Origin of the sequence: Bacillus sp. SM2101 (assembly GCF_018588585.1) — a bacterium.
GTDB classification, from domain to species: Bacteria; Bacillota; Bacilli; order Bacillales; family SM2101; genus Nanhaiella; species Nanhaiella sioensis.
Genome location: NZ_JAEUFG010000038.1, coordinates 1 through 24,052 on the forward strand (window position 1 = coordinate 1; position 24,052 = coordinate 24,052).

The window sequence follows — 24,052 nt, forward strand, 5'->3', positions numbered from 1 at the left end:
CAGTAAATGAAATTTCATAGTCTCCGCTATTTTGCACAGTGATGGAACCATCACCAGGATTAAGAGTTGTCATATTAGAAGGACCTGGCATATTATATCCGCCTGGTGGAACAATTGGTTCCTGATCATCTTGTGAAAATGGATCTTGATCATCTCTTAAAACACCATATGATAAGATACTAGGTGGTCCTGGTGGTCCCTGTGGTCCCTGTGGTCCTTGAGGTGGTGGTGGAACGACTCTACATTTACAATCTTTGTCCTTACCATACATATTTTTCACCTCCAAAATATTATTCTACTTATGTATATGGTATTTTTAAATATTTGCTTGGACAAACGTTTGTATTTAGTAACAGCTTTAATCATTGTACATACAATATAACAAGTCTTTTAAATACATTTTTCAACTCCGCCTCTTTTCTAGGTCCTTGGAAAGGAGGTTACATATTTGGATTGATAGAGTTCGTGAATTAAAGACTAAAGCTGAAGTTTTATCAACAGCTTCTTTGTATACCTAAGATAATTGAATTACCTGTAGTGAAAGAAATCCAAAATCTACTGACCTAAATGCATAGAGCAAAACTGATATTAAATGTTGATATAGTACAAGAGAAGAAACTTATTGGTGTCCAACACCATCCTGCCCAGAACCACGTATTAGAGATAAATCTGACCATTAAGTAAACATTTGAAAATTTATCTATTACTATACAAAACGTGGTATCCAAGGTGGTGGAATTCGATAGTTAGAATCATTGAAATTATTATTTTGGTGTAACCCCCCTCATAGTTAACAACTGTTGTAACTCTTGCATTGTTTGTGGTTGTCTTTCTACAACTAACCTTACAAGTGAAGGGTTAGATTGTAATTTCAATGCTTCTGCTTTTTTGTATCTATTTGTACCACTTTTTGAGTATCATATTTCAATACCAATTGATTTACGGTTTCCTACTCCGTATTGACCGTCACCACAATGCCAAGCGTTACGATTAATTGGAACTTTGTCATCTATCGCATAATGGAATGACACTTCATAATTATTGCCTATCATATACTCAATTTCATTTTCTGCAGGAGCATCATTTGCAGTATTATGGATAGTGATATACTCAGCATTCATCGTATATAGGCATTTAAGTTTATGTTTATTTTTAGATACTAGGTTTTTGCGTACTGGAATCATTTGTGCTCACCATCTTTATTCTCTGGATAAATAACTTCTCTTCTTTTATTAGATCTGTCTGTTTTCGCTTTGATTTCAGATACTACACTTTCTACAACTTTAATTGGCACCCATTTTCCCCACCCAGCACGTTCAAAATTTCAGCCGCACTCATTAAAGTTTGATAAATCAGATCTCCAGTTATTAAAGAGAAAAACATGCCAATTTCAATTTCGTACAGAATAAAAGTGGTTGATAAAGCTTGGTCAACAATGTTCCCTAGTACTGGTAATAAAAACATAACTAACGTTCTGTAAATTCCTGATTTCCCATACTCAGACGTGTACGTCCCATCAATTTTTGATGCTCTAATTCCACTTACCCAATCTAATACTGTAACGAGTGCTAACATTGCAATAAAAATTAAATTACCTACCCCATACAAGAAATTTAGTGCAGTTCCAATAGGGTCTAATTTTATAAATCCCGCTGAAAAGTTTTTAATTAAATTCATGTTATCCCCTCTTTTTCTCCATAATTAAAAGCCCTTGTGACAGGGCTTGAATTTTTTTATTAAACATATTGGGTATTGAGTCGATAACTGTTTAATATCTCTTCAACGATAGATCCATAAAACTGATTAATCAAAAAAACTTGTTATTCCACAATATGGCCCTAAAATGAATAATGGCACATATCTATATTTCAGATATGCGCCAAACCGTAGAAGATTAAGAAGTTAAATGAAGTCTAAAATTCTAATATCAAACTCGTCAATATATCTAACTTCTTCTCTACCTCTTATTTCCGTAGACATATTTTTCTACTTCTACTTCCTCTTCAGCGAGATATTTCTCCCAAAGACGAGCAAATTCACCTTTAGCATTATGAAGTGCCTCAAAAGTACCTTCCTCAACGATTTCACCCTGCTTAAATACATATACGTAATCAAAATGTCTCACAAGGTGTAATCTATGGAGAACACTAATCACACTTCTATCAGATAAATGTTCAAATAAACGCTTAAATATTGTCATCTCTACTGCAGGATCTACATTAGAAGTAGGTTCATCTAGAAGAATAATCTCACTATCTTTTATAGAATAAATTCCTCTGGCTAAAGCTAACCTTTGTTTTTCACCACCAGATAAATTCACACCTTTTTCTCGTACATCACTTTCAAGACCATGCGGCAATCTTGCTACAACTTCTTTAAATCCCGAAATTCGCAAGGCATTCTCAACTTCTATTTCACTACCTGGCATTCCCATCGTTATATTGTAATGAATGTTATTTTCAAAAATCTCAGGTTCTTGTGGGATGAGCGTTGTGATTGTTGAAAGTGAAGTAACGGGTAGATTCGAACCATCCTCTTTTGTCAGTGTTCCTTCCTCAACAGGTGTTAGTCCACGCAATACTTTCAGTAATGTACTTTTTCCTGCGCCACTTGCACCAACAAATGCTACCTTTTTACCCTTTTCTATGTTTATTGATACATCTTTTAAATGATATTTCCCACCTCCATATGAGAAGTGGAGTGAATTCAAGTTAAGTTGCTTCCATTGATCAAGATTAGTACCAATATCTTCATTTGTTTTCGCCTTTTCATCTAAGATAGGCTTTATAGCTTCAAAATCCGTTTTCCAGTGAATGACTTGTTCATAATCCCCTGAATAAAATTGGAATGATGACATGCATTGGTGTAAATAAAAGAAAATGACTGTTACAGAACCAATCATGATTACACTACCAGCTTGTTTCTGAGAGTATATGTAATAAAAAATTACTCCAACATCAAGTGATATCATGATGAGTGCTGCAATGAAACATTTTATATGTGTAATGTAATTCTCTTTCACTAAATGCGGAAATGCGCGATTAATACGCTCATCAATATCTTTTTGTGCTGATTTGCCTAGTCTTAACATTATGATGGTTGTGATATTACTAACATAATCATGTAATCCTGCTGCAACATTATGAAATTTATCATTCTGTGCACGATATTCTGGGATTGATAAGTTATATAATTTTTTCGTGATAACCACTAATGTCAATCCACTGATTACAGCTAATACAGAGATTATGGGAGAAATTGTCCATAAAATAATCAATGGCACCCAAAAGTTCATAAAAAACTGAATATACATAGATTGAGATTGACCAAAATTATATAATCCATCTGCCGCTTTGTTCACTCTATCAATGACCGCTCCTGAATGATTGTCTGAATGCCAACTTAGAGGTAACGACTGAAGGTGGCTATACATCGAATTTACAAAACGTTTTCGATTGCGAAACGCAACAAATCTTTCTATAAAACGTGCACTTCTATGGAATATTTCAAATACAAAAAAACACAATAGATAGAATCCTAACCAAGTCATAACTTCTCTTACTACAGTAGATTCATTTCTCTGTAGTGCATTTAAGACCATGGAAAAAGCAAAAGGTTTACCTAATTCACCTAACATAGAAATTGCATGCAAGGTCAAGTAAACTACAATTTTCCATCGTTCTCGATCAGCGTATAACCAAAGCTGTCTAAACATATTGAAATATTCCATCACAAACCCTCCCCATTAAAGGATTGAGGATTTGAGTTAGTTCCTTTACCAATTGCTCTCTTGTAAAATGTATTATCTCCCTCAGATAATAGCACCACACTATTACCTAAGTTGTTTTTCTCTAAGAAGTCTAGTACCTTATCTAGTTCTTTACGTTTCAAAATTAGTCTATTTATCATTCAACTACCTCCATTAATGATTTTGTATTTAGATGAATACTTATCATTTTCTGGAGGGTGGACCTCTTATTAATGGTTATATAAAGTTGAAAATATGATACATTTTATCTTCCCCTTTCTTATAATGTCATAACACTGTCTAGCAGCCCCTTCAATTATTACTTATTATTTCATAACAAAATTTTCAAATCAAACATTTTCCCATCAATAAATGCTTATTAAATTTCAAATTATTTACCTTACAAACTTAATTTTGAGATAATCCTAGCCGGCTGGAGAATAAAATTATTCCATTATTACTCACAAATACGGAAAATCTGTATTTGTTTAACCAATTATAAGGAAATAGTTACGTAATATTAACCGGTAGTATAGGTCAATATAGAACTTATACAATTTTAGAATCATGGAATCTTTAAGAAAGCATCCTGATAATGAATAACAAAATATTTGCCATCTTTGTTTCTCCCATTTTTACTTTTTATCAATTACTTCAAAACCTAATGATAAAGGCAGTCCCTTATTCAACAATATGGCCCAATAGTTAAATACCAACATGTTATTTTTAACATAAAAACACCCTTTGAAAATGCATATCCAAAGGGGTAAATAGGTTTACCTTTTTTTAAAACGGTATAACTTTTTTCAAAACAGTACATCTTTCTTATAAACGGTACATCTTTGCTTAAAAGTCACACTTGTATAAATAATACCAGACTTGACGACTTACTCGTCACCTCATCAGTTTAGCAAATCATAATTTCTAAGCTGGCGTTACTATTAATATTTAGGCAAAATAAAAAACCACGATATACGCGGTGTTAGGCAAAGATCATTCGATTTTTTTAGGTTCATCCAAGTTACCCGGTTCGTCATATTCCATGAATTCTTCAAATTCCTTTTTGACTTCTTCGGGCGCTCCAGGTTTAAGCTGCCAATTACCAGGCTTCTCATTGAAATATGGGCTTTTCATAAACTTAGGTTCTTTACTACTCATCATTTATGCCCCTTTCTATAATCGTTTAATGATCTTTCTGTAGCTTCACCGATTTTTCTATCCTACTATTAAATCTATATTCAGCGAAAGCCTCCGCTATTACTTCGGGGTCGTCCTCTCCAGTATATCTATTTAAATGATCCTTTATATCTTCTGCCGTTATTCCTACTACTTCCCTAACAATAGCCACTAAATTTTCACGTAGACCAACTTAATCCATATTTGCGCCATTTTAGTTAACAGCTGTTTTAATTTTAATAACTTAATAATCTATTATATTTTCTAGACTTTTTCAATGAATCTAACAATTATTTTATATCCAAACATCGTTTTTTATCTGAAGTAGAACTGTTTATCTAACTTCTATTATTCTATTACAAATGTGTATGATAATTCACCATCAGGCCATTTTGCTAAAACTTCATGTATATTTTGACCTTTACTAGTTGGTATCAATACTTGCTTATCGTTTTGAATAATTTCCTTTTCTCTTCCGTTTTCATTCCATAAGTAAACAGTTATTTGGGGATTGCCTTTAAAAGGTAAATTATATAAGTGCCTATAACTATTGGCTTGTCCCATTTTTCCATCACAGAATAATCAGATACACTTAAGTTGTAATTATCCGCGAAACTATATTGTTTTTTTGCCTAGTGAGAATCACTTGAAGCATTTTTAAGGCTATTTTCTAAAGAATAAGGAATGAAGTACCGAAAATCATGGTAAGGTATTGTGCCTCAGTTAATGGATTATTAGGTTTGAGTTTCTTTTCATCAATATAACCCTTAATGATACCTTCAGAAACTCCGCATTCTACAGCATCTATCATAATCTACATATTCTTCACCTGTTAACTCAATGCTAGAGGCATTTACAGTAACGGGAGCACATAAACTTACAAAAAGGATAATTAATAAAGTTAAATACTTCTTCATGACAACCTCCATATATTTAGTTTAAAAAGAGGTGGACAAAACCCAATTAAAATGAAGAAACCGCACGAAATCAAATTTATAAACCTTGATTTCATACGGTTTTATTTTTGCGTATTGTATAAAAATCAGTTAGGTTTCAACTTATGTCTCAACCTCTTTTTTTCATTCTTAGTCCTTAAGGAATACAGTATTAGTCCTTCAAAGGGACCATATTAAAAATCTTAAATGGACTAACGAATATCCTAAGTTTATGGTATAAGTTTTAATCTTGCAGCCCTAGCTATAGATTGCGAGTCTTCAAAATAAATAGTTAATATATAATTCCCTGCTAAATACTTTTGATAATATTCTCCTGTCATATCATCGAATCCTTCGCTATCAGGATCTCCAATTATTGTTTTAATGTCTTCAGGTGACATATTAAATAATTGTCCATCAATATCAATTGTTTGAATTAAGCCCTCAGACTCAAAACCATCTTCATAGTATACACAACCATTGTATAATCTACCATATCCACCATCATAAAACCCTTCCCACTCAGGGTCCCCATTATCATTCACTATTTCTTTTGCAGTTACGTCATTTTCTAAGGAATAATTACACCCCACAAGTACTCCACCTGAAGCTAATTCTAAAAAGTTTTCATTAATTACGGATGGTTTAAATTGTTCATTTAGTATTCTTGCAAAGAAAACAGAGAACTGAGCTCTTGTTACTGAATTTTGAGGTTTATATGTATTATCAGAGTATCCAGTTGTTATACGATTAGCATAAAGGGTATTAACGAATGAATATAAGTCATTACTATAGTCAATATCTTCAAACTCAATATTTACCCTTCCAGTTAAATCGTAGCTCTTCACAAGTAATTTTGCCATATCTCCTCTTGTCAGCTCTTCGTTTGGCTTGAAATAATCGGTTTTAGGGAAAATTTCTTCATCTACAACAGTTGCAATTTCTTTATATGCATAGTGATTGTTATCCAAATCTTTGAAACCAGGATCAGGTCGATTATCAATATCTAATTTTAAAGCTCTAACTACCATGATTGCAGCCTGTGCTCGTTTTATTTTATCTTCTGGTCCAAAGTTGCCATCGTTATAACCTTTGATTACATCTAAACTTGATAGAAACTCTATTTCTTCAATTGCCCAATGGTCTTTTGAAACATCATTGAACATTGACTGCTGAGCATATGAAGCAGTAGTATTCATCACAAATAAACTGAATAAAAAACTAAAAATTAATAATGTCTTTTTCATAATATCCTCCTAAATATTTCATTATCTATTGAATCTTTCTACATATCTATGTTGGGAAGTTTTGAAATAAATTGCAGAGACTATAAGTAATTTTTCAGCCTCTACAATACTCTATATAAATGATGCCAGTTTAGTATTTAGAGTATTATTCTATCTCAGTGAAATAGTACCCAGCTTTTTCTTCATTAAAATCTAATACCCATTCTTCATCTTCTTTCTCTACTCTGCTTAATAATTTTATTGAATAATATAAACTGCCTCTCCGGAACCATCCTTGTTTAATTCAATATTCAGATCCCCACAACCTGTTAAAATAAAAGGATAAGTAAAAATGAAGACGTAATAAATTTTTTAATAAATATCCCTCCTAAAACACAATTAATTTTCTAACAAAGACTTTAGGAGTACTACTAAAGCCCTATTATCCATAATAAAATAAGCATTGAAAAAATACTACAAATATTTACATATTTTTTATTAAACAGGCATAAATTTCTTTACTCTGAGAAGTTACTCATATTAAGGGTAGAGGGAGCTAAGCTTCGATATACTGCAAAGTAGATTACTGAAAATGGTATATTAATAACCTTTGTTAGGGGTCATTAATTGTTGACTGATTAAGTATTTGGTATACAGGGGTAGCGTCAGAAAAACAGCAAATTTACAACAATAAGGGGTACCTTCAACATTTCGGAAATTTTGTACACTAAGCTATTGAAATTAATCCATATATAACTAATTATGTTATAAATTATTCGACAATATTTTTAGGAGGGTAAAAACTTGAAAATTATTATTTATTATTTTACTTTTGTCTCTAACTACTGTGTTTTTTATATCAGGAAATGCGGTAATGTTTGTAAGAGCATTAGGTTTAAATACATCTAATAGACCTGATCTAGGATTTAGTGATATATCTAAAGATCACATCTACTATAAGGAAATTGCAGCTGTAGTAGATGGAGGTATTTCCCCTAAAAGCTGATCGTATTACAAAGGATTCCATACCAATATGTAATATTTCATTTTCATTCAATGGTCCAATTCTGGAATAAGAAAGGACATTACATATTAGTCTTAAAAGATGTAATGTCCTTTAATTTGTCTATTTTTTTGTAATTTAGGTCTTGATAAAGCCATATCCAAAGGAGAATACCGTTGCATCTTTTTTGTTAACATCATGACTTTATTCAAAACAACGAATCTTTTTAATAAGCATCGTGACTTTATTTCAAAGCTACACGAGTATTACTTGGTGAGTAGTTTGATATCAATTTAATTTTTTCAATACCTCGTCTATTTCTTTTTCAAACTCTGGATTAGGATTACTTATTACACGCCCACTTTTTTCATCATTGACATTCGTTTTACCAAATAAATCATCAGCTAACAACAATTCATTATCAATAAAGTCGTCAGTAAATCCTTTGGATGGAGTATTGTTATTTGAAAGTTCTAAACTTTTTTCACTCTCAATATAATTCTCTTGATCCTCAACTTGTTTTAACGAGTTATGTTCATTTTTCTTAACAATGTTTTCAGTAACAATTTGAGGTGCAATTTCCTCTGGTTCAATATAATCACTATCTCCATTTGATATCATTTCACGCGGACGAGCTGTACTACGCTGAAGCTGTAACAATTCTTCCTTCTCATTTTCATCAACTAAATCAGGGGTTACTACCTCTTCCGATTCGTCATCAAGTTGACCGAAGTTATTTTCTAAACGATATTTTTTTATAAATTCATCACGTTGCTCTAGCCAGTAGTTTCCTTTCACAGAATCTACCAAATGTTTATCCTCTGCTCTCTTAAATTCTTCCTTAGGAACAAAATTAGCATTAATTTGCTGTACTTGTATCTCTGAATTTTCATCAACCACCTTAACTGCGCAAACAAACCGGGGTTGGAATATTAAGTCGCTAGGACGCATAATAACATCTTTCTTTTTTGTTAACGTTGATCCATCCCTTTTTGTTGTACCTTCCAGCATAGACGACACCGTTTGTTCGGATAAACTCTCTTCATACTTTTCTTCTTCTCCGAAAATATTACTGAAGAGCTCAGCATCTTTTTGTGCTATTCCACCATATACAAATTTATGGCGACAAGTAGCTAACAAAGTTTGTAAATAGTCATCACTGTACTTTAGTGATAACTGAGCAACAGTCTGAGCAACAATGGTTACAATCGCCTTGTATTTACGAGATTGGGAAGGAAATGAAATAAAGTCCTCGTATATATATTCTGGGAACTCATCGATGTATACACTGTGATATGGACTAATTTCAGGCTCTCTACGAAAAATGGCATTCTGTAGAGATAACAGAACGAATCTTCCTACAGTCTCAGATAAATTGGCCAATTCACCTTTTGCAGAATTCACTAATAATATTCCACCACATTCAAGATGTGCATCAAAATCAAAGTCAGAATGACCAAACAGCACTCTACGGACTAGTATATTTGAAGATATATCATTAAGAATATTGCGTAATCCAACAACGGTTTCCGCTTTTGCATCGTAATACATGGGTTCATTAAAATAAGGACTATTTCTATCTTCAATTAATTTTTTTACACTAACTGAACCTCTTCTTTCCTCTGCGAGTGCTAAAGATTTATCGAACCACTCATCAATACCTTTAACTATTTTCCAATGGTTTCGTTCATCCTTATTCTGAATAGAATTAATATCATTCGGAATTTGCTTTTTTAACTTTACATGCATATGGTGAACCACTTGCGGATTATTGTACATGTCAATCAAATCATCAAATGTAGGTATGAAGTCAAGGTCATGTAACTTTAAAAGGTATATATATAACTTCAAATGCACCCTCTGGCTTTGTTCAAAAAAGAAATCAGTTTGTTCTCCAATTCCCTCTATTACCATAGTAAAAGTTTCAGCTACTTTATGTACTGGACCTAGCAGTGGATTTATTGATTTGGTATTTGGGTTTGTCGGATCAATATAAAATACAGCTTCTTCAGGAATATCGTGTGCTTTTGTTAACTGATATGCCTTTTTACATAAATCATTTGAAGGTTCAATGATTGTAATACCGTTTAGAAATTTTCCTTTTACATCTTCTGTATGAAAGTTTCCTTTTTCGAAAGCTTCAGAAAATCCATTTATCATTTTACTCATATGGTGAAGGTCTTGATTTATCATAGGTAAGACCAATGCACTTGTTTTACCACTACCTATAGGGCCTATTATCGAATTATTTAAAGGTCGATCTGCCCCTCTAATTCGAACAATCTCTTTTGTTTTTATATTGGGACCAAGGTCAACATCAGGTTCTCCAGATGTTTCTTGCAAATCAAAAAATCTTCGGAAACGTGGCAAGTTTAATTGCCAGGAGCGAATGAATTCATTTGTCTCAGCTTGATATTGCGTATATATATTACCTAGCCAAAGTATGACTAAAATACCAACAATTAAAGGTAACGCCATTAATAAATATAATAAACCATTAATCTCTCCAACCATCAGATCTTTAAACCTCTGATAGCGAGGGTCTATTAAATTGACTTGTTCTATTAGGAATGGTACCAATTTATTGTAGATAGGAGCGGTACAAATCCATATATATTGAAAGAAAACTCCTATTAACATAACCATGATAAAAGTAAACCTATAAAATGAATGCTGATATGCACTTACCCTTGTGGCTAGCGACCAACCTGTAATTAAAACAATTGTTGCTATTCCTAACTCAAAAAATGATGGGGTAAGCGGGTTACCTATCCCCCATATTTTCAAAGGGATTTCATCGATAGGTGTGGTATAAAGCATTATATACTTCACAATTCCTCTTATAGCTAGAAACCATCCCGCAATTAAAGTAATACTGACAAAAACGAAAGGTAACTTCTTAAATAATTTATTTTTATTCATAACCTATCTCCTCCAACTTTGTTGAAAATAATCGTTGGTATACTCCTGTTGAAATTGCATTACGATTAAGACTTTTAATACTAGAAAAACGGACATGTGTGGCACACTTAAATGGAACCACATCATTGATAAGCTCCTCGTGATCATAATAGACACCATATACTCGGTCTATTTTTACACCTTCCTTTTCTAGTAAAAGCAAACTATATTCTGTAGAGAGTCTTTTTAGCCTTCCTAGACTTTTAACGTCTCCTTCCCGCAGCATAATAAAAGCCGAATTTATGGTTTTATGCCTATTAATTGATTCCTGAACAATATAATCAGGCTTAAATCCAATTACATTTTCAATCGTTTTTATTTGTTCATTCATCTTTTCATCAAAATGACTAGTTTTTGAGTATGGATAGTCTTTTTGTTGTTTTAATGAACGGTAAAATGATTTCATTCGAATAGTTCTATTCTCTTCTGTTAAAGGGTTTAACATAAAGACTCTTGGACTAATTTCTTGTGTTCGATTCATACTGATAACTTGAATATCTAGTTGACTAGTTAAAAAACCTGCTGTTTCTTGCGCTAATTCTTTTAAATTTCCTACACGTCGCTGACGATTATTAAAAGCTGTGGTCCCTCTCATGGGGAAGCTACTATCGGTAATACAAAATAATACCGTATGTTGTTGTTCTGGATTTAATTTAGACATTTGAATATAAGCTAGAATCTTATCTGTTATTTCTTTTTGATTTTCACTACCTGTATCACATTCTATCGATAAATATTGCTTCCTCCATTTAATAATCCAATCTGGTAACAACAAAACATGTTCGCTAGTCTTATTATGATAAGGGTTTGATACAGGGTTTATTGATTCTAAACTGTAATAATCAGCTTCTACATTAGAATCCGAATGCTTTGCTAAATCTTTTGCACCAATTAAAGTTCTTATTAAAATTTCCTGTGTGGCAAGATAGTGTTCCAAACGAGTTTTTCTAAAGAGATCACGTAGATTTTTGGTTGTTTTACCACTTGGCCACAATCCAATATCATTAAGAATTTCTGCTCCTTTTTCATTTATACGGTAAATAGCAAATTTTGGACCGCCTATCCCATAATCAATCTGTTTACTTGCTAACACATCATAATCCACAAATTTAGATAACCGCTTTCTCAATGCCCTGCTGGTAAGAGAATAACCAAGATAGTTCACAAATACCGCTTCTAGTTGTGTAGCTTTTAATATACGGCTGTTGTATAGAAAATAAATAAGTTGAATATAGCGTTTATCCATCTCCAATCTCTGCTGATACTGCCCCCCTTTGATCGATACATAATCAGATACATCCAGTAATTGGTCTAATTTAATCAACAATATTTACCTCCTAATAAAAAATCCCTGAGCGAATTAAACTTTCGTAAAGAAAGTTAACGCCCAGGGATTCTGGTTAATATATTCTGTTTGAAATCACATAATATTATATCCTATCTCTATTTTCAGAGCCATAATTACATACATACTACTAAGTAACTATGTAAATACTTGTTTATAAAAATACAATTCTATGCAACTAGAAATAGAATTCTTATTGTAAAAATAATACTGGATTATTTAAATAAAGTCTAGGGAGAAAATGAATTGATCATAATGGAAAACTGGAAAAGTGACCATGATTTACAGTGCAAAAACAAGAGTAATATAAATGGGGAATAGAACTAAATTTGTGTATTGGACTTCGGGTTTAAAAAATAGAAAATACCCTTATAAATCAAGTAATAGGTTGTTCCTGTTGAAGGAACAACCTCAAAGGAACCAGCAGGGTTGTTCCTCTGTAATTTATTATCACTCTGCTATTATAAATTCGGAAATCAATATTTTGGAATTATTAGTGTTTTGGAGAACTAAGTGTATCATTAAGCACCTGTTATGAATAAAATATTGCATAAAAGAAGAAGCAAAAGATATAAATTTCCCAAGGACAATTCACTTTTTGCTATTATCGTAAAAGAATTATCAACAAATGCTAACCAATTTTATTTACATATATAAGTTGTCATTAAAAAACAGCAAAGCATAATCAAACCGATTGAGATCACTTGAAATTTGTATATACATTTTTTCATAAACGCTAAATAAGCCCGATTAAACTAGTAATAAAACCTTGAAAATGAGTTGTCAAAACTACAAATCATTTGCGGTACACAATTATGGTACATAATGAACCACAACAATCCCCTATTTGGCCTTTTTAAGCTAAACCTCTTGGTATTATTGATTCTCAATTATGTACCACAATATAGGTTCATAATGGTACATTAATAGATAAATAGAATGAGTTATTCTATAAAAATAGAAAAAAGTCTACTATTTTTAATTAGTAAATCTTGCCTCTATACAATAATTCTTCTATAATGAACCATAACGGTACATGATAAAGGTACATTTTGGTACAGAAAGAGAGGTTTAATATTCTTGTGGAAACTTATAAAGATGATCAGTTAGTTGTAGATCTAGACAATATAACTTACCCAGAGGATGTTACCCGTTTCCTACGGAAAAAGCTTGATACCTTTCACATCACAATTTTAAAGAGAATAGTTAAAGAACAACAAGAAACCGGACGTGGATTAATAAAAACGAGGTTAGAAGATTATCAGAGCAAGAGAAAAAGATATGACGCTGCGTTCCTTATTTTAGAATCGCAAGGCTTCATAGATCGTAAAGCAGATGGTACAAGTACCCCCTATTTCATTACTATTCGAGGGAAAGACTTAATAAAATTATTAAGACAAGAAAAAGCGCAAATATAAAAACTTGCTGTTTTTAAATGAAAGGAGTTATTTTAATGGCACAAATTTTAGAAAATACTACTAAGTTAGGTCAATTAAAAGCATTTTTATCACCACACGTACTTTCAAAAAGTATAGGTAATGAGTTAGATCGATTCCCATCGATGACGATTGCTGGTCTTGGACAAGGTGGTGGACGTATGGCTGCCGAATTAGCTCGATTCGGATTACCAACGTTCCTTTTTAATTCATCAATATCAGATATGAACGAACACACTGATATTATTCCAGATGAACGTAGGATCGTGACAAAGAGCGATAAATATCAAAACCTAGAAGGAACAGATAAAAATGCTCAATTAGGTTATCAAATTGCAGTGGACAACAAGGATACATATGCCCAGGTATTGTTAAAAGAAGAATTTCAAACAGCAGAATTTGTATGGGTGACAGTATCACTTGGTGGAGGAACTGGCAATGGTGCATTGAAGGTTGCTTTATCAATCTTAAGTCAAATAAGAGCAAAGAGAGCTTTACCCGGTGGTAAAGTACCTTTAGGTGTAATTTGTTCTCTACCTTCATCTGACGAAAAAGGTTCTGCTTTTAGGAAAAATGCTTTAGCAGGAGTAAAAATTTTACAAGATCTTATTAACGAAAATAAGATAGGAAATGTACTTGTTATTGATAATGAAAAGATGCGTGATTTCTATGAAAATAACAACTTCAAAACTTCCAATAATAGACTAATAGACGCTAAATCATACACAAACATGATTGTTGCGAGTTCTCTAGTTGAGGCAGCAACTATTCCTTTAATGGGCGGAAGGTCGGTTTTAGATAAAACAGAATTGCTTTCAACATGGGCAACACCTGGTTGGCTTTCAATATCAAAAATGAATAATATTAAAATTAACGAAGACTTTAAGTATGACAAAGTAATTAAAACACTTTTCACCAATAATGAGGTGTTAGCTGACTATAGTTTTGGGGAAATGAACAGTGATGATATGTTTAATACGAATGTAAGTGCTGGAGCAGTTGCAGTAATTTATCCTGACATCAAGAACATTCCTCCTCAAGTAGCTGATGATGTTTATAAATATGCTTCAAACTTACTTAATACTAAGGTAAACCTAGCAATCAGTAGAAACGAACGTCTGAATGAATTACTAATTTATGGTCTAGCTGTTCTTTCTGAGCCACCTACTCGAATTCAAGCTCTAATAGAGGAAAAAGACCAATGGGAGAAAATAGAAAAAGATCAAGCTGAAAAGAAAAAACAAGCATCTTTAAACCTCAGTGGATTTGATGATTTCTTTTCTTTGGATAATGATGATCCATCTGAAAATAATCCTGTTTCAAAAGATGAACTTGATATGGATTTTGGCGATGGTAATATAAAGAACAACACTGGACTTGTTGAAGTTGGTGATATAGATCTAGATTTTTAAGTATAATACAAAGTGAAAAATCCTGTGCTGACTATGATCAACACAGGATTTTATATATTATAGAGGATAGTTTAGTCCTTCATCTCTTCATCGTACAACTTGTCTATTACATTTTGAATAAACTCTTCTTTTTCACTTTCTTTAGCAAATTTCCTTTTTAAAAAAGACTGTTCATCCCACTTTTTTAACGCCTTACTTCTCAATCGAGTTCTAGTTTCCCACGACATGTTTTTTTGTCGCTCTTTTTCCAAGTCTTCGATATGATTTGATAGCTTAGTTCTATCTTGTTCCAGTAATGACAAACGTTCCTCAACTTTTGTTTGACCTTCTAGTAAATTATTTGCACTTTCTATCTTTTGTAATATGTCATTATTTAATGTCACTTTGGGAAGTGAATAACCTTCAGCATTTTTCTCCTCACTAATGTTAAATAGACCTGTTGAAAGCATTTGTTTAACAATGTACTCTAGCCTTTCTATTTCAGTCCTGTCGCTGCTCTCTACATCTATCTCGGTACTTGTTGGAGTATTAACTACTGCCCCATCTATTCCAACTAGCATTTTTAACCCACTAACTTTAAACTCATCTCTAAGTAATAGAGCCATTTTAAGCTTGATTAGTGAGATATAATCAATTCTAATCCCCTTACCTACCGTTGGGGCATTCTCTGGAATAATATAGTTTTCAAGTTGCTTAATATAGTATCTTACTGTCGAGTCTGGGCAATCAAGTATTTCTCCAGCATCGCTTGTTGAATACCAATGATGTTCGTCTAACTTGTCTAAAAATGCCTCATTTAAGACATTTGATATGATCTCAGGCCTTTTCTGAGCTTCTTCAAACAGCTTATCATTATGTAACCTTTCCTTAATCAATCCTTCTATAGTATTATCAAAAACTTCTAATCTCTCAGTCAACATAGTCCCTCCTCTCTAGCAATTTGTCATGTTGTTTATATTAAACCTAGAAAAGCAATATTTTTGGTTGTAATTTGCTGATACTACTTATTTTAATCGTAAACCGTTGATATATCAATGGTTTGAAGCGACATTATTGTTATTATTACTAAATATTCTCTATCGACTACCCTGTATTTGTTGCTATAACTTGCTGTAAATATTTAACCACTTCGACTTAAATGAGTTATTTCTCTTTATAGCAAGATGCAGCAAAAAAAATGGTTATAAAAAAATCCATCAGTATCACAAATAAAACACATTCTACTCAATAGCAATTTTAAACCAAAGCAACACTCAACACAAAATAGCAAGTTACAGCAAATGATAGTAAATTAATAATATATGTTAAAACTTGCTGTAATTGATTGTTAGTAGTCATTTAATAGTACAGTAATAAAGATGCTTGATTTAAGGCTAATTCACTATTGTTGTGTTTCTTGCTAATAAGTTACCGCAACTAATAGCAAATAACAAAACTTGTTTATGTAACCAAAAGCAGCGAATTTTATTGCGATTTAGTATAAATGTTGATTTGTAAGTGTGGAGATGCATTTAAAAGGTTTCGCACATAATATTATTCAATATTTGACAAATGGATATAATAGAATTACAATATCATCAAACAACTACATATAATTTACTGATCTAGGATATGATAATCTACTAGTTTAGGGAGTGGTGAGCATGTTAGCGTATTTAACAAATAAAAAGAAAGCACAAATGGATAAATTAATAATTTTTATAGCAATACTTAACACTTTACTGGCTGCCTCATTATTCATTCTTTAGTGCTAGAAGAGTATGGAAGTAATACTGAATTGTTGTAAGGGGAACTTGACGTATAATTATCTCTATTAAATAGTAATTCAATTAAAAGCGATAACCTTATTGTAGAAAGTAAAGAGCCAATGTGCGGGATGCACATTGGCTCTTTACTCGACAACACCAATTCGACAAAGACTAGTTGGTTAACAACATAGCTTTTGATAATTGGTTGTTTATATTATTTTATTATATATAATGTATTAGATTTTAATTATTTTGTCAATATATCACATGGACTATTTCTATTTTATTACTCTTATGTTAGAATGGTTGCAAGGTGCTCGACAACACCATCCGACAAGGATCTCCTTGTTATTTACGGGATAAGTCTATACTTTTTTCTGTAAATTTAATAGATGGTTAATAATGTAGCTTTTTTATTGAGTAACTTTTAAGTACGTACATAACATAAAAAGACAGAAAAATAGGTGATCGTCCCACCGATCACCAGTAATTTCCTTGGTATGTGCAAAAGAAAAACGATTAATCCTTCAAAAATTGCCGTTTTTGAGGGCCGGTTTCCTATTGCTAAAAATTCAATTTTCAACTACTACTATTATAACTATTAATGACATTGAATTCAAGGTAAATAGGTAATCATTTAAACTTTTTACACTGTTAAAATTTGAGGTGATTTCCTATGTTAGACATACATGCCGTAAAATATGAAAATATTAAACAATTAAACTGGTCTTCTATTACACTTATGCCGTTTATTGAGCTGTATTGTGATTATACAGGTCAATTAACAGTTTCCCCATCTTACTTCCGTAAGTTCCAAATCATGGACCCAAAATCAATTGATAATGCTATTAATGAATTAATTCGTACTGGGCAGTTGTTTTGGAAAGATAGCAAACTTTATGCTAAATTTTATCGCTTTTTCAACGGTAATAAGGTTGATCAAGAGCGAACATACCTTGCTCATTACGATCTATTATATACCGGTTCTTTCCTGAACGTTACTTCAAAACAAAAGAAATTATTATTAAAATATTTAACATCAGTCCGAGAAATAGGGGAATGGTTTACAATCGGTGTTGAACATTTATATAGAAATAAACTTAAAAAATATGACAGGGGTATTGATTGCTTTTATAACTTCACAGATTTTTCTAAATGGTTTTTACCATTGGTAGAAGAAGGGAAGCTTGAGGTACGCCTAGGATCAGATGGAGAAGTTTTAACTAGTAATAGTGAGAATATTAAAAATAAATTTTATAAGTATTGCAATAAAAACACTGACTCAAGAAAAAGTAGAGTCGTAACAAATGATAGTATCCATATCATTAAATTTCGCATTCCTAAAGAAAATAAGAAAAAAAATACATACCAATCAATGGGGCATTACCAGGATCTGCAGCAAATTGCCCTTATGTATAACCATGATATCTTTCAGTATGGACTTTCTCAGTTTGAAGAGTTATTCAGTTTAAAGAAAACTCTTTTTCAGCTTTTTGGTGAAGATGGAGTAAAGACTTATCGAACAGCGTTAAATAAGTTTTTTAAGGAGGAGGGCTATCGCTTTCCGCAATTGTTAAATTCTGGATCACTATTTTTCAAGAATTTCTTTCATAGATACTATATAATGCCACTAATTAAAGATAAGTTGGTTAGTCACATTAATGAGACCTCTTCATTGATAAATAAAACGGGTATTGATCATCTTAAATCATTATCAACTAAGGTTTCAGAGTTGGTAAATTCAGATGATAGAATAGTTGACTACTATACCGACCAATCGATTGGAGATCAATATAAACATGCTCTCCAACAATTTGCTGTAGAAATAGATGGTAATATAGATGCATTTAAGTTATTAAAGTCTACAAATGTTAGTTGGGAAAACTTATACAATATCGTCTTGCCACATTACAGAGAACTAAAATACAACCAGACAGGTAACAACGCAGATACTCGTGCAAGAAAAATCAAACGAAAACTAGAAAAGCAGAAAAATAATGAAATTATTGATATACAAGGACAAGAAATTCAAACTAAAGAGTTCATGAAAACATTTAAAGATATCCTAAAGCTCTAGGATCAGATGTTGCTATTAAATGTCAATTCAATAGTAAATAGAGCAGTGTTATTTACGTTATGCAGCTGATAATGATACATAATTGTCTTCAAAAATATGTTAATCAGTAGTTTATTTGTGTTGCATATTTTTATCTAAATGCTTGAACTTAATATTGGTTTTTTCGTAAAATGCCCCCTTACCTTAATTACTTTAGGATTTAAAAAGGTAAGGGGGTTAATAGTGCATTTGCACTGTTAATTTTTAGTTAGAAAATAATAGTTATCCAAGTAAAAAATGAGCTTAGTTCAATTAAAAATAGTTTAAGAGGAACAGAAAAATACATTGTAATATTTTCCACCTTTACAAGCGTGGATGTATAAAGGTTTCCAGTAGCTATTTAGATAATTGAGCAAATCCTAATGTTTTTATCTTTTATGTTTTTTCTTTAATGTTAATTTTTAATGATGATATATAAATATATTGGATTATATAAGAATTGTTTATGTATAATATGTAAAAGTGGGGTGATTTACATGCCAGACGGATATTCAAATTATTTGCGAGAACAGAAAAAAAGAAGTGAGCTTACAATAGACGAACATGTTAGACAAATAACCTTTTTTTTCAATTATCTCATTCAGAAATATAGTAAAGAGAAAGTAAAAGAACTTTACGAAATAAATTCAAGAGATGTTAAAGATTATTTGAACATGAAAAAATCAAGAGGTTTGAAGCCAAAGACTATAAATAAAATACTTGCGATATTGAAAAGCTATTTCGACTATTTAGAAAGGGTAGGTAAGGTACCCATTGATCCAGCTGTAAAGATTCCATATCTACCAACAGACTCTAATCGAGATGTGTTAAATTACTCAAGATTACTAGAAATTTATCCCGAAGTCCTGGAACATCCCAAATACTCACTATTAAGAAAGTCTATTTTCATACTAGCTATAAAAGGATTTCGTATTTCTGATTTCCATTTTGTTAAAGATGATATCAAATTCTACAACAATACACTTACAATTTTAACAGGTGAAAATAAGCAGCGTATTCTGTATTTAATAGATAAGGAGTATGAAATTTTTGCTGAGTACTACTATCAAACTTTATTAGATGAATCCGAATATGTATTCAAATCAAAAAGTAAAAATGGTGACATTACTCCAATTGATAAGGTTACCGTGTATATAAACCTTAAAGCAATTGCAAAAGATTTTAATATTGAACACTTCTCATTAAATGAATTGCGCTTATCTTATGCTCATTTTCTATCTTTCAATAAGAAAATGCCTAATAATGAGATAGCAAATATACTTGGGACTAAGGAAGAATCTATTTCTTCAATGGTAAAACGCCTTAAAGATAGTAAGGTAAGTCTTGAAACATAATATAAAAAGAGATACAATAACTTTACAGTAAATCTTATACGGAAACGGGAGTACCCCGCTGGAAAACAGACTTTCATTTAGTCAGTCTATTTTCCAGTGGGGTTTTTTGCTTTTAAAAAGGAGAAGGATATTAATGCATGGAGTGGATCATTATTTAACACAACTAAAAAAGGTAGGATTACCAGAAAACCTTTTTCATTTGCTGCTAGCAAGCATTATGGGTGAAGGAGAAATTCCTCTTAAAAATGAAAAGGAATCATTTTCTTATGTAACACCTATAAAAAAAGATGTCTCACTATATCTTGATCAATACATAAAAAGTAATTATTTAAGGGACAGGGTTTATATCGAAAAATCGCAATTGTTTTTTCGTAAGAATCTGGAGTTAGACCATGTAATTAATGATTATTACATGGATGACTTAAAAGTGATTATCACTAGGCTAGATCCTAGAAGATTTACATACGATTCAATTGTACTTTGGATAAATCTCTATGGAACTAGAGTTCAAGACGGGATAATTGTAGAGACAACAGTCAAACATGATTGTATGAATGCGCTGATATATTGTATCGAAGCACATTTAGGAGTACCAGTTGTACTTGGAAAAGGAAATATTAAAATTAAACGAGTTAAGGATCTCTATTCATCTTTGATACGAAAAACTAGCGTTACAGAAACGGCTCGCTTTGTTCACTTTCTTTCACGAAAAGAAGTTCGAGAGATGAGAGATTATAAGCAAGAAGTAGGGGATCAACATTGCGTATAAAAGGATTATTGATGATAAGTATCACCCTATTGGTTTCCGGATGTAGTGGTACACAATTAATGCAGGAATCACTTAACAATAAAGACATTTCATTAGATCAAGTTGTATCTGAATATGACTATAAAATACCAAGTGAAAAAGATAATGTTACCCTAGAACAACTTGAAAGAAAACACACTCAGAAAGCCAAATCTGCATTAAATTTCGCATTATTTACAACTGAGGTAACAGCTGCTTTTTATTCAGGTGAACTGTCCACTCATGAGTATTCTTTATTCATTCAAAAACATAGTTCTGAAGAATTTCAGAATGAATTACCCAATGACAATGAATTATTGTTTCGTACCATCCAAAACAAATTAGAGCGGGTCAACTATAGTATACAAAGTTACCGTTTGTCTCCATATCAACCATTAAACAACAATAGTATGAACTTCTACCAGGTAATCGAAAATAACATGGGTAATACAGAGGTTTATAGAATTGAAGTTACAACCCCTGAAGATGAATTTAAAATTAGTGATTTTAATAGAGTCGACGATGACGAAGCACGAAAAGTTTTTGCCAATGAAAAGTATATAAGTAATAGTTAGTTATTTGGGGAGTGATATTATGGAAATTCAAGAGAGATTTAGTTTATGTTTTAATGAACTTAGTAAGCAGTTTAGTCAAGATCAAAAGTTTATGTTAAGTTTCAACAACAACTTTGAACATTACAGAGAGAGGTTTTTTGACGTAATAAAGTCACGACCCGAAAGGAAGGAATTTACTCAAGCGTTCTTTGAGTACTTTCAAGAGTTATTTCTTCATGGTTATTTTTTAGTAGATCAATATATTTCAAGTGATAAAACAGAGATCTTAAATGGGTTTCTCAATCAGCCCAATGGAATCATTAAAGAAAATCTGTATGACATTCTTAATGATAATCAAAGCATGGATGAATTTGTATCCAATGAAAAAACTATTACGTTTGAAAGCAACCTGTTAGATGGCTATGAAAATCTTGATAAAATTTTATTTAGCGTAAAATTAGACATAATCATGTTAGGAGCATTACATAGATTCTTACAAGAAAGAAAGAGTAGGAACCTAAATATTAATGAAGAACCAAAAAATCTTAGGGGATTACTTTACCGCACCGATGATTTGTTTTTTGTCACTCCTGACAAATATTTAACATGTAAGTATTCTGACAGTCATTCAGAATTATGGACTTTACATCATTGGGCAACGCAAAAAAAGATAAAGGCTGAAGTTGGATCATTAACATTGCAACATTTTAGTATTCAATCTTTATCAAAAATGCTTGAAACTTTACCAAGTGTTAAAGAAAGCGAAAACTCCTTCGAAAACATAGATGGGATATACATTATTACTCTAACAATTGAAGAGAATATATCAGATTGGGAACTTTCAAATATTTGTACAAGAATGGTTAAGTCAATTACCAAGAGAAATAACATTCAGGATGCTCAAAATATACATGTAAGAGCTTCAGTAGCTGAAGCAATGAGAGTTTTTTCTTTAGGATAAATTTTACTTGCATGTTTTAATTGGGCGCAGGTTAGTGCAATTCTATAATTGACTTATACATTTATATTAGTTATAATCTTGTTTATCAAATTAAGGAGGGATTTATAAATGTTAGTTAATTTCCGCGTATTGAACAGCTAAATTAATAATTCAGTGGCTCTGGTTATTTCAGAGTTAAGCGGAAAAAGTATGTCCATTTATATATCTCTCAATCGGTCTTTAAAGGGTATGGTGGTCTAACTTCCATACTCTATTTTTATATGCGATGGATTTCGTCACCTCTAATGTCAATTTATTAGAGTCACTGTTCTATTTCTTTTACGTAGAAGAAAAGAAAATAAGAGGAGTGATTGTGAAATGACGCATAACACATCTAAAGTTTGGTTTATCACTGGTGCAAGTAGTGGACTAGGGTTGGAATTCACAAAAAATGCCCTACAATTAGGTGATAAAGTGGTTGGGATTGCCCGAAATACAGATAAATTAATTGAACTTGAAAAAAATTACAGTAATACCTTTAAATCATTTACACTTGACATAACGGAGCGAAATTCTGTTTTTGAAGTTATTGAAAAAGCAGTTAATTATTTTGGTAAAATTGACATTGTTGTAAACAATGCAGGCAACATGATAATGGGCATGATCGAAGAATTCACTGAGGATGAAATAAGAAAACAAATAGAAACTAATTTCTATGGTGCTGTTTGGGTCAGCCAAGCTGTGTTGCCTTTTCTAAGAAAACAAAAGTCTGGTCATATTATACAAATTTCCAGTATAGGTGGAATACTAGCTGGTCCTATGACTGGCATTTATAGTGCAAGTAAATTTGCATTAGAAGGATTTAGCGAAGCCTTAGCACAAGAATCTTCACATTTTGGAATTAATGTTACAATTGTCGAGCCGGGTGGTTATTGGACAAATTTATATACAAAGATGCAGTTCACTACTGTTAATGAAGAATATAATCCTGTTAGAGAATTTTTAGCAGGCCAAGAATATGAAAGTAAAGACAGTCACCCTAAGGAAGCAGCGAAGGCATTAATTAAACTGACTAATGAAAAGAACCCGCCTTTAAGGTTAATATTAGGGAGTCAAGTTTTTGATGCAGCTATCAAACATGAGAAGAGCAAGATGAATACTTGGCAAGCTTGGGAAGAAGTAAGTCGTGCAGCTGAAAAGGCTATCTCCAATCCGGAAAAATAAAAACTTAACTATTAATATTATTAATAGGGCATTCCTTATAACAAGGTTTGCCCTATTATATGTTTAACTAACTGGGGCTTTAGCATAAGAGGGTAAGTAAATAAATC

General features: G+C 31.9%; 20 protein-coding genes and 2 pseudogenes. 9 read left to right on the plus strand and 13 right to left on the minus strand.

The window, feature by feature from the left end:
- The 10 genes and pseudogenes from JM172_RS21865 to JM172_RS21910 all read right to left on the minus strand — a co-directional run.
- Nucleotides 1-271: pseudogene (locus JM172_RS21865) on the minus strand (hypothetical protein); the annotation flags it as partial.
- Nucleotides 272-842: 571 nt separating this feature from the next.
- Nucleotides 843-1,184, minus strand: a pseudogene (locus tag JM172_RS21870) (peptidoglycan recognition protein family protein); the annotation flags it as partial.
- A gap of 91 nt (nucleotides 1,185-1,275) precedes the next feature.
- Nucleotides 1,276-1,677 (minus strand): phage holin family protein, encoded by a 402-nt coding sequence (locus JM172_RS21875; protein ID WP_214484477.1) that lies wholly within the window; start codon nucleotides 1,675-1,677, stop codon nucleotides 1,276-1,278.
- A gap of 280 nt (nucleotides 1,678-1,957) precedes the next feature.
- On the minus strand, nucleotides 1,958-3,730 hold the full coding sequence (locus JM172_RS21880; protein WP_214484478.1) for an ABC transporter ATP-binding protein: 1,773 nt from the start codon (nucleotides 3,728-3,730) through the stop codon (nucleotides 1,958-1,960).
- A complete protein-coding gene (locus JM172_RS21885) occupies nucleotides 3,730-3,909 on the minus strand; it encodes a hypothetical protein (RefSeq protein WP_214484479.1) in 180 nt (59 codons plus the stop codon). Before JM172_RS21885 ends, JM172_RS21880 begins: the two co-directional genes overlap by 1 nt.
- 832 nt (nucleotides 3,910-4,741) lie before the next feature.
- Complete coding sequence (locus JM172_RS21890) at nucleotides 4,742-4,906, minus strand: hypothetical protein (RefSeq protein ID WP_214484480.1); 165 nt, start codon at nucleotides 4,904-4,906, stop codon at nucleotides 4,742-4,744.
- Between the two features lie 25 nt (nucleotides 4,907-4,931).
- Complete coding sequence (locus tag JM172_RS21895) at nucleotides 4,932-5,096, minus strand: hypothetical protein (RefSeq protein WP_214484481.1); 165 nt, start codon at nucleotides 5,094-5,096, stop codon at nucleotides 4,932-4,934.
- Between the two features lie 176 nt (nucleotides 5,097-5,272).
- Nucleotides 5,273-5,488, minus strand: coding sequence for a hypothetical protein (locus JM172_RS21900; protein WP_214484482.1), 216 nt, complete (start codon nucleotides 5,486-5,488; stop codon nucleotides 5,273-5,275).
- A 215-nt stretch (nucleotides 5,489-5,703) separates the two neighbouring features.
- Nucleotides 5,704-5,841, minus strand: coding sequence for a hypothetical protein (locus JM172_RS21905; protein ID WP_214484483.1), 138 nt, complete (start codon nucleotides 5,839-5,841; stop codon nucleotides 5,704-5,706).
- A 248-nt stretch (nucleotides 5,842-6,089) separates the two neighbouring features.
- On the minus strand, nucleotides 6,090-7,106 hold the full coding sequence (locus JM172_RS21910; RefSeq protein ID WP_214484484.1) for an S-layer homology domain-containing protein: 1,017 nt from the start codon (nucleotides 7,104-7,106) through the stop codon (nucleotides 6,090-6,092).
- An 811-nt stretch (nucleotides 7,107-7,917) separates the two neighbouring features.
- On the opposite strand from JM172_RS21910, the gene JM172_RS21915 reads away from it, so the two are divergent.
- On the plus strand, nucleotides 7,918-8,091 hold the full coding sequence (locus tag JM172_RS21915) for a hypothetical protein (RefSeq protein WP_214484485.1): 174 nt from the start codon (nucleotides 7,918-7,920) through the stop codon (nucleotides 8,089-8,091).
- A 285-nt stretch (nucleotides 8,092-8,376) separates the two neighbouring features.
- On the opposite strand, the gene JM172_RS21920 is transcribed toward JM172_RS21915, so the two are convergent.
- The gene (locus tag JM172_RS21920; RefSeq protein WP_214484486.1) at nucleotides 8,377-11,010 is read right to left on the minus strand and encodes a type IV secretory system conjugative DNA transfer family protein; all 2,634 of its coding nucleotides are present in this window, start codon (nucleotides 11,008-11,010) and stop codon (nucleotides 8,377-8,379) included.
- Complete coding sequence (locus JM172_RS21925) at nucleotides 11,003-12,373, minus strand: replication-relaxation family protein (protein ID WP_214484487.1); 1,371 nt, start codon at nucleotides 12,371-12,373, stop codon at nucleotides 11,003-11,005. Before JM172_RS21925 ends, JM172_RS21920 begins: the two co-directional genes overlap by 8 nt.
- Before the next feature lie 1,103 nt (nucleotides 12,374-13,476).
- Between JM172_RS21925 and JM172_RS21930 the strand changes: the two genes are divergently transcribed.
- Together JM172_RS21930 and JM172_RS21935 are read left to right on the plus strand one after the other, a co-directional pair.
- The gene (locus JM172_RS21930) at nucleotides 13,477-13,812 is read left to right on the plus strand and encodes a hypothetical protein (RefSeq protein ID WP_214484488.1); all 336 of its coding nucleotides are present in this window, start codon (nucleotides 13,477-13,479) and stop codon (nucleotides 13,810-13,812) included.
- A 35-nt stretch (nucleotides 13,813-13,847) separates the two neighbouring features.
- The gene (locus JM172_RS21935; protein WP_214484489.1) at nucleotides 13,848-15,242 is read left to right on the plus strand and encodes an FtsZ/tubulin family protein; all 1,395 of its coding nucleotides are present in this window, start codon (nucleotides 13,848-13,850) and stop codon (nucleotides 15,240-15,242) included.
- A gap of 71 nt (nucleotides 15,243-15,313) precedes the next feature.
- Here the strand turns inward: JM172_RS21935 and JM172_RS21940 are convergent, their stop codons facing one another.
- On the minus strand, nucleotides 15,314-16,159 hold the full coding sequence (locus JM172_RS21940; protein ID WP_214484490.1) for a hypothetical protein: 846 nt from the start codon (nucleotides 16,157-16,159) through the stop codon (nucleotides 15,314-15,316).
- A gap of 1,507 nt (nucleotides 16,160-17,666) precedes the next feature.
- On the opposite strand from JM172_RS21940, the gene JM172_RS21945 reads away from it, so the two are divergent.
- The 6 genes from JM172_RS21945 to JM172_RS21970 all read left to right on the plus strand — a co-directional run bounded on the left by JM172_RS21945 (nucleotide 17,667) and on the right by JM172_RS21970 (nucleotide 23,945).
- Nucleotides 17,667-19,067, plus strand: coding sequence for a hypothetical protein (locus tag JM172_RS21945; RefSeq protein WP_214484491.1), 1,401 nt, complete (start codon nucleotides 17,667-17,669; stop codon nucleotides 19,065-19,067).
- A gap of 515 nt (nucleotides 19,068-19,582) precedes the next feature.
- Complete coding sequence (locus JM172_RS21950; protein WP_214484492.1) at nucleotides 19,583-20,440, plus strand: tyrosine-type recombinase/integrase; 858 nt, start codon at nucleotides 19,583-19,585, stop codon at nucleotides 20,438-20,440.
- A gap of 133 nt (nucleotides 20,441-20,573) precedes the next feature.
- Nucleotides 20,574-21,209: a hypothetical protein gene (locus JM172_RS21955; RefSeq protein ID WP_214484493.1), complete on the plus strand. Its 636-nt coding sequence runs from the start codon at nucleotides 20,574-20,576 to the stop codon at nucleotides 21,207-21,209.
- A complete protein-coding gene (locus JM172_RS21960; protein WP_214484494.1) occupies nucleotides 21,200-21,802 on the plus strand; it encodes a hypothetical protein in 603 nt (200 codons plus the stop codon). Before JM172_RS21955 ends, JM172_RS21960 begins: the two co-directional genes overlap by 10 nt.
- Nucleotides 21,803-21,821: 19 nt before the next feature.
- Nucleotides 21,822-22,742 (plus strand): hypothetical protein, encoded by a 921-nt coding sequence (locus JM172_RS21965; RefSeq protein ID WP_214484495.1) that lies wholly within the window; start codon nucleotides 21,822-21,824, stop codon nucleotides 22,740-22,742.
- Between the two features lie 357 nt (nucleotides 22,743-23,099).
- The gene (locus JM172_RS21970) at nucleotides 23,100-23,945 is read left to right on the plus strand and encodes an SDR family NAD(P)-dependent oxidoreductase (RefSeq protein WP_214484496.1); all 846 of its coding nucleotides are present in this window, start codon (nucleotides 23,100-23,102) and stop codon (nucleotides 23,943-23,945) included.
- The last annotated feature ends 107 nt before the right edge of the window (nucleotides 23,946-24,052 follow it).